Annotated in this window: 6 protein-coding genes; 4 read left to right on the top strand and 2 right to left on the bottom strand. The window is 71.9% G+C overall.

Going from position 1 to position 8946, the window contains the following annotated elements:
* Positions 1–1205 precede the first annotated feature (1205 nt).
* Positions 1206–3794, top strand: coding sequence for a collagenase (locus tag ACFWJ4_RS39780; protein ID WP_380553876.1), 2589 nt, complete (start codon positions 1206–1208; stop codon positions 3792–3794).
* Positions 3795–3913: 119 nt separating this feature from the next.
* Here the strand turns inward: ACFWJ4_RS39780 and ACFWJ4_RS39775 are convergent, their stop codons facing one another.
* A complete protein-coding gene (locus tag ACFWJ4_RS39775; RefSeq protein ID WP_380553873.1) occupies positions 3914–4558 on the bottom strand; it encodes a LuxR C-terminal-related transcriptional regulator in 645 nt (214 codons plus the stop codon).
* On the bottom strand, positions 4546–5715 hold the full coding sequence (locus ACFWJ4_RS39770) for a histidine kinase (protein ID WP_380553870.1): 1170 nt from the start codon (positions 5713–5715) through the stop codon (positions 4546–4548). The genes ACFWJ4_RS39775 and ACFWJ4_RS39770 overlap by 13 nt, the downstream gene beginning before the upstream one ends.
* 194 nt (positions 5716–5909) lie before the next feature.
* Between ACFWJ4_RS39770 and ACFWJ4_RS39765 the strand changes: the two genes are divergently transcribed.
* From ACFWJ4_RS39765 to ACFWJ4_RS39755, 3 genes are all read left to right on the top strand, one after another.
* Positions 5910–7064 (top strand): serine hydrolase domain-containing protein, encoded by a 1155-nt coding sequence (locus ACFWJ4_RS39765; protein WP_380553867.1) that lies wholly within the window; start codon positions 5910–5912, stop codon positions 7062–7064.
* Between the two features lie 73 nt (positions 7065–7137).
* Positions 7138–7506, top strand: coding sequence for a hypothetical protein (locus ACFWJ4_RS39760; protein WP_380553864.1), 369 nt, complete (start codon positions 7138–7140; stop codon positions 7504–7506).
* Between the two features lie 68 nt (positions 7507–7574).
* Positions 7575–8882, top strand: coding sequence for a M64 family metallopeptidase (locus ACFWJ4_RS39755; protein WP_380553861.1), 1308 nt, complete (start codon positions 7575–7577; stop codon positions 8880–8882).
* Positions 8883–8946 lie beyond the last annotated feature (64 nt).

The following is an 8946-nucleotide window of genomic DNA, read 5'->3' as shown; positions in this document are numbered from 1 at the left end:
ACCACCCTCACCAACGCCAAAAACACCTACGACCCCACCCACACCCTCACCCCCGGCCACAACATCTTCCCCTAACCCCAAAACACACCACACACACAAAACAAGAAACGCCGAGCACGAAACCCGGGATCGGAAACACGGATACCGTTCACCGACCGTGGAACCGAGCCGGAGCCCGGGCCCCAATGACCAGAACCGCCAATTGAACGAACAGTCAAAGCAAAAGCCGCCAATGAGCCGGGCATGATCAGATGCTTCCGGCTCATCGTGCTGTCCGCCCGAATCCCGGACCCCACTCCGGGGACTTGGCGCTGAGCCGGCGGCCCGGAGAGGGCGATGCGCCCGATGAGTTCGTCGTCGACGAACTCGGAGGGCTCCTCGTGTTCCGCGGGGTCGTGCCGCTGCAGAAACACGGTGAGCGCAACGGCTGGGGGCTGATCCGGGGGCGAAGGTGCTCTCGCTCTGGGCGTCGCACGGCGGCGGGTCGAGCGCCTGAGCGCCGGCTTCTACCTGCATCCCGGTGCCACCGACCGGGCGTTGCGGCGATACCGCGAGTTCCTGCACCCGCCGGGAAGGCGTCCGCTGTACCCGCGGGAGTCGTCCTGCTCGTGCTCGGGGTGTTCGTTCGAGGACGTCAGGCACGCACGTGACGTGCTGGAGGAGGTCCTGGAGAGACTGCCGGGACGGGCGCGCGCCGAGCTCGGCCGACTCGTGAGGCCGCTGGATGCGGTGTTCCTGCGCCGCACTCTCCCCGACCCGTTCGCGAACCGGCGCCGATGGCGCACGGAGTTCTGGTGGTGTCGCCGGCTGGCCGAGCGGTCGGAGTCGGGGTGAAGGGGCCCTCGGCCCGGCGAGGGCGACTGTGGGGCGTGGGCGGCGCCCTGGCCCGGGTCGGCGTTTACGGGCGGGGGCGGAGATCGGCCACTCCACGTGGCCCGCCGGCCCGGGTGGTCTCGGGCAAATCTCCCGGCTCGTGACCTGCCGGGCATCCGGCGCCCGTCCGTCGCGTCGCGCCCGGACCCGACCGTCGCAGGTCAGCCACGTATCGGGGGGTGGTGGGCGCGAGGTGGCTGAAAATCGCGTGCCATATAACCTGTGACATTGTTCTGATGGCCGGTCAGTGACAGGATCCACGCCAATCTCCTCATCTCCTTCACTCAGTCCGACCCCACGTCGGGCTGCCCCCACTCGAAGAAGGACTCGGCGTGCTCCTGCGCACAAGACTCTCCACGCTCGCGGCCGGCGTCGTCGCCTGTTGTGCCACGGCCACCGCCGTGCTGCCGGCCCAGGCCTTCGCGGCACCCGCCGCCGTCACCGCCGCCCCGGCCCTGACCGCGGCCGCCCCGACCACGACCACGACCGACCCGAACGCACCCGCCGCACCCACGGCCGGCGCGACGACGGGCTCCGAGGAGCCCGCCGCGCCCGCGGCCCCGCTGCCCCCGGCGCTGATCGGCGAGCGACTCATGGGCGGGCCGGCCACAACGGCCGCCACGGCCGCGACGGCCGCCCCCGTCGCGCCCAAGTCCCTTGCCCCGCAAGCCCTTTCCGGCGCGGAAGCGGCCGCTGCCGCCGCGCAGGCCTGCACCCCGGCCGACTTCGCCGCCCGCACCGGGGCCGACCTGGTCGCGTTCATCAAGAGCTCGACCCCGGAGTGCATCCGGGGGCTGTACAGCAGCGGTGGCTCCGACCCGAGCATCTTCCGGCAGTCCCGGATGCTGTCCGTCGCGGCCGCCTTCAAGGACCTGGCGGCCGGCTACACCGGCGACAACTCGACCGGCATCCAGCAGCTGGCGCTCTACCTGCAGGTGGGCTACTACATCCAGTTCTACTACCCCGACGCGGCCGGCCCGTACACCGGCGAGCTGACCACCGCCGTCAGGACCGCCCTGGACGCGTTCTTCGCCGGCGCCCGCTGGCACGACGTCACCGAGGGCAACGGCATCGTGCTCAGGGACGTCGTGTGGCTCACCGACAGCGCCAACGTCCAGGCCGGCTACCTGGGCGTCTACAAGCGGATACTGGACGACTACAACAACTCCTACAACGCGGTCCCGAAGATGGTCGGCGCGGTCAACTCCGTGCTGCAGTACCCGCTCTGGCGGGGCAACTCGAACCAGGACTTCGTCAAGGCGGTCGCCGCCGACCCGAGCCTCGCCGTCTCCCTCGCCGACTTCGCGATCAACCACAAGGACCTGATCGGCGGGCCCAACGAGGTCCTCGACACCAACGCGGGCAACGACCTGGCCCGGATGGCCGGGAGCAGCCCCGCCGTCGAGGCCCTGGTCAAGCCGCTGGTCAGGAAGGTGCTGGACGCCGCGCCGCTGCTGACGCCGGCGGCGCCGCTGTACGTGCACACGGCCGTCCAGGCCGCGTACTACAACAGCGGCCAGTGCTCGTACTACGACATCTGCAACCTGCCCGCCAAGCTCACCTCGGTGGTCCTGCCGCACCAGCTGGTCTGCGACAACCGGACCATCCAGGCCCAGGCGCTGTCGGCCGAGGAACTGGCCACCGTCTGCGCCAGCCTGCGCAACCAGGACGCCTTCTTCCACGGCGTGGTCAAGGACAACGGGCCGATCCCGAACCAGTACGCCAGGAACGTCACCTTCGGGATCTTCGCCAACAAGACCGACTACACCACCTACTCGTGGGCGATCTTCGGCAACGACACCGACAACGGCGGCCAGACCGTCATGGACGCGACCGACCCGAACAAGCTGGCCGCGACCGTGATGTACCAGAAGACCTGGAACAACAACGACCCGGCCCGGGTGTGGAACCTCAACCACGAGTACACCCACTACCTCGACAGCATCTACGACCTCAAGGGCAACTACCCCACCCAGATGTCCGTCCCGGACATCTGGTGGGTCGAGGGCCTCGCCGAGTACGTCTCGCACAGCTACCGCGGCGCCACCGACACCGACGCGATGGCCCAGGCCGCCAAGCACACCTACAAGCTCAGCACCCTCTTCCAGAGCACCCCCGGCAACTCGGACTCGACCCGCGTCTACCCGTGGGGCTACCTGGCCACCCGGTACATGGTGGAGAAGCACCCGGCCGACGTCCAGGCCATGCTGGCCCGGTTCCGCGTCGGTGACTACCCCGGCGGCTACGCGGTCTACAACAGCCTCGGCACCTCCTACGACGCCGACTTCGACGCCTGGCTCGACGCCTGCGCCGGCGGCGCCTGCTACAACCCCGGCCCGACCGCCCTGTTCGACACCTCGGTGAACGGCGCGACCGTCAGCGTGAACGACCGGTCGGTGCAGACCGGTTCCGGCCGGATCACCGCCTGGCACTGGACCTTCGGCGACGGCACCTCCTCGGACGAGCGCAACCCGAGCCACACCTACGCGGCGGCCGGCAGCTACACCGTCGCCCTGACCACCACCGACGACACCGGCCGGATCTCCACCACCCCGGCCACCGTCACCGTGACCGCCGCCCCGGTCGTCCTGCCGGCCTGCACCGAGCAGCGCGCCGACGCGATGGGCCGGAACTGCTCCCGCAGCGGCCGCACCGCGACCGCCGGCAACCTCGACTACCTGTACGTCTACCTGCCGGCCGGAACGACCACGCTGAAGGTCACCACCTCCGGCGGCACCGGCACCGCGCACCTCTACTACAACGCGGACACCTGGGCCTCGCCGAAGGCCTTCACCGCCTCCTCCACCGGCACCGGCACCACCCAGTCCCTCACCGTCACCAACCCCACCGCCGGCTACCGCTACCTCAGCCTGTACGCCGTCACCGACTTCAGCGGCGTCACGGTCAGCACCCAGTTCTGACCCCGACCCGCACACCTGAGCGGAGCGCTCGGCCGGGCTTCCCGGCCGGGCGTTCCGCGTGGGCGTTCCACCGGGCCGACGGACGGGACGGCAGGCGGCGGGCCGGGCGGGCGGGCTCCTCAGCGGCGGCTGAGGTAGGTGAGGACGGCGAGGACGCGGCGGTGGCCGCTGTCGGCCGGCGAGAGGCCGAGCTTGGCGAAGATGTGGCCGATGTGCTTGTGGACGGCGTTGTCGGTGATGACGAGCCGGGTGGCGATCGTGGTGTTGTCCTTTCCTTCGGCCATCAGGGCGAGGACTTCGCGTTCGCGTGGCGTGAGGGCGGCGATCGGGTCGCGGGCGGGCCGGGTGAGGAGCTGGCCGATCACCTCGGGGTCCATGACGGTGCCGCCGGCGGCGATCCGCCGCAGTGCGTCGGTGAACTCGCTCACCCGGCTCACCCGGTCCTTGAGGAGGTAGCCGACGCCGCCGCGGCCGTCGGAGATCAGCTCGCCGGCGTACTGCTGCTCGACGTACTGGGAGAGGACGAGCACGGGCAGGCCGGGGTGCAGGCGGCGGGCGCGGATCGCGGCGTGGATGCCTTCGTCGCGGAAGCCGGGCGGCAGCCGCACGTCGACGATGGCGACGTCCGGACGGTGTTCGGTGACGGCGGCGACGAAGCCGGGGGCGTCCGGGGTGATCGCGGCGACCTCGAAGCCCTTGGCGGTCAGCAGGAGTTCCAGCCCGTTGGCCAGCAGGACGTTGTCCTCGGCGATCACGACGCGCACGGCAGGCTCACGGTGATCGTGGTCGGGCCGCCGCCGGGGCTGTGGAGGTGGACGGTGCCGTCGAGCGCCAGGACGCGGTGGCGGATGCCGGTGATGCCGGTGCCCAGCGTCTCGTCGGCGCCGCCGACGCCGTCGTCGGTGACCTCGATCACCAGCCGGTCGCCGTCGCGTGCGACGCGGACGGCGGTCCGGTTGGCCCGGCTGTGCTTGGCGGCGTTGGTGAGCGCCTCGGCGATCGTGAAGTAGGCGACGGCCTCGACCGCGGCGGGGACCGTGTCGAGGTCTCGGGAGTCACCGGAGCCGATGTCGAGGGTGGTGTCGATCGCCGAGCGGGACGCCAGCGCGGTCAGCGCCCCGGCGAGGCCGCGGTCGGCGAGGATCGGCGGGTAGATCGTCCGGATCACCGCTCTCAGCTCCGTCATGGCTTCCTCGGTGTTCTCGTGCGCTTCCTCCAGGAGCCCGGCCACCAGCCGGGGGTCGTCGCTCAGCAGCTCACGGGCCACGCCCAGCCGCATCGCGATGGCCACCAGCCGGGCCTGGGTGCCGTCGTGCAGGTCGCGTTCGATCCGGCGGAGTTCCGCGCCGTGCGCGTTCATGGCGTGCACCCGCGTCTCGGTCAGTGTCTCCACCCGCTGTGCCAGCCGCGTGGCGGTCGAGGGGGACAGCAGCGCGACGCAGGTCCGGGCGTGCAGGCGGGCCAGCCGGGGAGCCAGCCAGTAGGTCAGGGCCGCGAAGGCGACGGCTTGTGCGGTCCCGAGGGTCAGCGCCGTGCCCCACCCGGTCAGGGGGACACCGGCGGCGAAGCCGCCCGCGCGGGTACCGGCGGGCAGCGCCCACCACAGGGGCACCGTGACGGCCGTGGTCACGGCGTTGCCCGCGCACAGCACCAGGACGAGGCCGAACGCCAGGGCGGTCACGGTGCAGGCGCCGAGCCAGCCGAGGAGTCGCCACGGGCCGACCCGGACCGGGCCGGAGCGCGGAGAGCCCAGCAGCCGGTCGGCGCGGCGGCGGTGCCAGGACGCCCAGGAGCGGGCCGTGACCGGGACGGCGAGTACGGGCAGCGCCAGCACGGCGACCGCGGCGGTGAGCAGGCTCCCCAACAGGTAGCCCAGACCGCGCCACATCTCCGAAAGCCGACCGGCCCCATGGTGCTTCATCCGCACCAGTCTGGACCATGGGGGCCGGGCCGGGCATTACAGCCCACTACCCTCTTTTGTGACGGGTGAGCGGTATCGTCCGGCCTCCCCACCCGGACCTAGCGTCAACACCCATGACGACTTCACCGATTCGTGCCCCGCGGCGGCACCGCCGATCCGTCCGACGGAACGCCACGCTGGCCGCCGTCGCGGCCGTGACCCTTTCCACCGGTGCGCCCGCGGCGCCGGCCGCCCCGCAGCACGACGACCGGCTCCGGATCCGGCTCCAGCGCGACGCCGACGCGCTCACCGCGGTCGGCGCCACCGGAGTCCAGGCCCGCGTGGTCACCTCCGACGGCCGGAACCTGACCGCCGTCGGCGGCGTCGCCGATCTGACAGGACGCCAGCCGGTCCCCCGGAACGGCTACTTCAGGATCGCCAGCATCACCAAGACGTTCGTGGCCACCGTTACCCTGCAGCTCGCCGGCGAGAACAGGCTCTCCCTGGACGACCCGGTCGATCGGTGGCTGCCCGGCGTGGTGTCCGGAAACGGCAACGACGGTCGCGCGATCACTGTCCGCCAGCTGCTCCGGCACACCAGCGGCATCCATGACGACTACCCGGACTACACCTCGGCGGAGGACTTCCGGCAGCACCGGTTGGACGCGTACACACCCGAGCAGATCGTCGCCCGGGCGATGGCCCACGGCCCGGACTTCGATCCCGACACGGGCTGGAACTACAGCAACACCGGTTACGTCCTGCTCGGGATGATCATCGAGGGGGTCACCGGGCATCCCTGGCACGAGGAGGTCAGGGACCGGATCGTCCGGCCGCTCGGCCTCGATCACACCTTCCACCCGGGTACGTCCCCCACCCTGCCCCGGCCGCACGCCGAGACCTACCAGAGGTTCGCGGCCGGCGAGCCGCTCGTGGACGTCACCGAGCAGGTCGGCTCGGGCACCAACGGCGAGGCCGGGCTCGTCTCCACCACCGCCGACCTCGACCGGTTCTTCGGCGCCCTGCTCGGCGGCCGGCTCCTGGCACCGGCGCAGCTGGCGGAGATGACCCGGACCGTCGAGGTCGGCGAGAAGTTCGAGCGGTTCATGCCGGGCGCCCGGGCCGGGCTGGGGATCTTCTCGCGTCGGCTGTCCTGCGGCGGGGAGTACTGGGGCCACGAGGGCGGTGACGCCGGGTGGATCAGCACCACCGGCGTCACCGCCGACGGTCGGCGCAGCGTCACGGTCTCGCTGTCGGGCGTCCAGGCCGCCACCGACGGGGACGTCCTGCGGGTGGCGGAGGCGGAGAACAGGCTGGTCGACGACGCGCTGTGCACGAGTCCGAAGGCGGGCGGCCCCCAGCGGCGGTGACGCCCGCCGCGCGGACCCGTCCCCCGCGTCCCTCCCCGGAACGGCGTTCCCACCCGGGCTGGTACCGTCCGGCATGGACTTCTCCTCCGCCGGAACGGACGGGCCGCGCCTGGACGCCGCCGCCCTGGCCCGCATCGAACTCGCCGACAACGTACGGGGATCGCTGCCCTCAGCGGCGGACGCGGGACGGGCGGCCGCGCGTTTCCGCACCGCCGGGTGGCGGGTCCGGCGGTCGGGGTGGACCGAGTTCGAGGTGGAGAACGCGTTCGCCGAGCTGGAGCTGCTGCCGCTGGAGCCCGTGACGTTCACCGGGTTCGTGGACCCCGACCGGATCGACGTCCTTCTCGCGGCGCTGGCGGAGACCGGCCTGTCCTTCGAGGTCGAGTTCACCGACGCGGACGGACGCGAGCACCTTCACCGCTCGGCCGACCGCCCGGACTGACAAATGATTGTCAGGTTATCGACATGGGAAGGGGGCAGGCCACAGACCGCACCTCCGGAAGGACACCCGTGCACCGCACCACCGTCAGGACCACCACCGCCCTGCTCGCCACCGTACTCGCCGGGACGGTGCTGGGGGCCGCACCGGCCTGGAGCCGCCCCGCGGACGGCACCCCGCCGACCCGTCAGGTGGAGGTGTTCGCCGAGGACGGCGGCATCTCCCGCGCCCAGGCCCCGGCCGCCTCCCCCTACCTCGCCGGCCACCCCCAGGGCCTGGCACCCGTGCAGGGGGACGGCGAGGTCACGGCACTGGTCCACAACGGCGAACCGGCCACCAAGCTGGACGTGGTGGTGATCGGCGACGGGTACACGGCGCAGGAGCAGGACAAGTTCCGTGCGGACGCGGACCAGAAGTGGCGCGAGATGACCTCCGTCGAGCCCTACGCCACCTACCGCTCACTGTTCAACGTCTGGGCGGTGAACGCCGTTTCCCCCGAGTCGGGCGTGACCGGGGACCCGGACCGGACGACGGTGCGGCACACCGCGCTGGGCTCGTACTTCTGGTGCGACGGCGTGGAGCGGCTGCTCTGCGTGGACGAGAAGGCCGTCGAGTCGTACGCGGCGAAGGCCCCGCAGGCGGACCTGGTGCTCGTGGTGGCCAACACCGCCAAGTACGGCGGCGCCGGCTACAACGACGTCAAGTCCTCGGTCGGCTACGAGGGCATCGCCACCGTGGCGGGCGGCAACGCGAAGTCCGGGCAGATCGCGGTGCACGAGACCGGGCACTCGCTGGGCAAGCTGGCCGACGAGTACGCCTACGACGGCCAGGGGACGTACCAGGGCGACGAACCCGCCGAGGCCAACATCAGCACCCTGACCGCCGACCGGATGCGCGCTCAGGGCACCAAGTGGTCACGCTGGCTGGGGCAGGCCTCGCCGGACGGCGGCACGGTCGGCACGTACGAGGGCGGCGGCTACTACCCCACCGGGCTCTACCGCCCGACCGAGAACTCGATCATGCGCTCGCTCGGACGCGAGTTCAACCTGCCCGGGCGTGAGGCGATGATCGCGGGCTTCTACCGCCACGCCACCCCGCTCACCAGCCCCACCCCCGGCGGCAGTCGGCTCACCCCCGCGGACCGCCTCACCGTCGACCTGCCGGTGCCCGCGACCCGACTCCGCTGGTACCTGGACGGGCGCGAGCTGCCCCGGCTGAGCGGCCGCACCGCGCTGGACCTGGCCGAGCTCAAGCTGACCGGGCCGCGCTCCCGGCCGCACACCCTCACCGCCGTCGCCACCGACCCGACCCCGGCCGTCGCGGACCCGGCGCTGCGCGCGAAGCTGACCGCGAGCCTGTCCTGGGTGGTCACGCGCTGAGACGGGTCCTGGCGTGCCGTTCGACCGGACCGGCACCCGACGGAACCCCGCCCCGGCCCCTGGA

Source organism: Kitasatospora sp. NPDC127067, from assembly GCF_042724755.1.
Taxonomy (GTDB): Bacteria; Actinomycetota; Actinomycetes; order Streptomycetales; family Streptomycetaceae; genus Kitasatospora; species Kitasatospora lactacystinica.
This window is presented reverse-complemented; position numbering and strand designations above follow the sequence as displayed.

What these genes read in the sequence shown, in the direction of transcription:
- ACFWJ4_RS39770 (WP_380553870.1), bottom strand. Translation starts at nt 5,715, where the DNA reads ATGAAGCACCATGGGGCCGGTCGGCTTTCGGAGATGTGGCGCGGTCTG.
- ACFWJ4_RS39760 (WP_380553864.1), top strand. Translation starts at nt 7,138, where the DNA reads ATGGACTTCTCCTCCGCCGGAACGGACGGGCCGCGCCTGGACGCCGCC.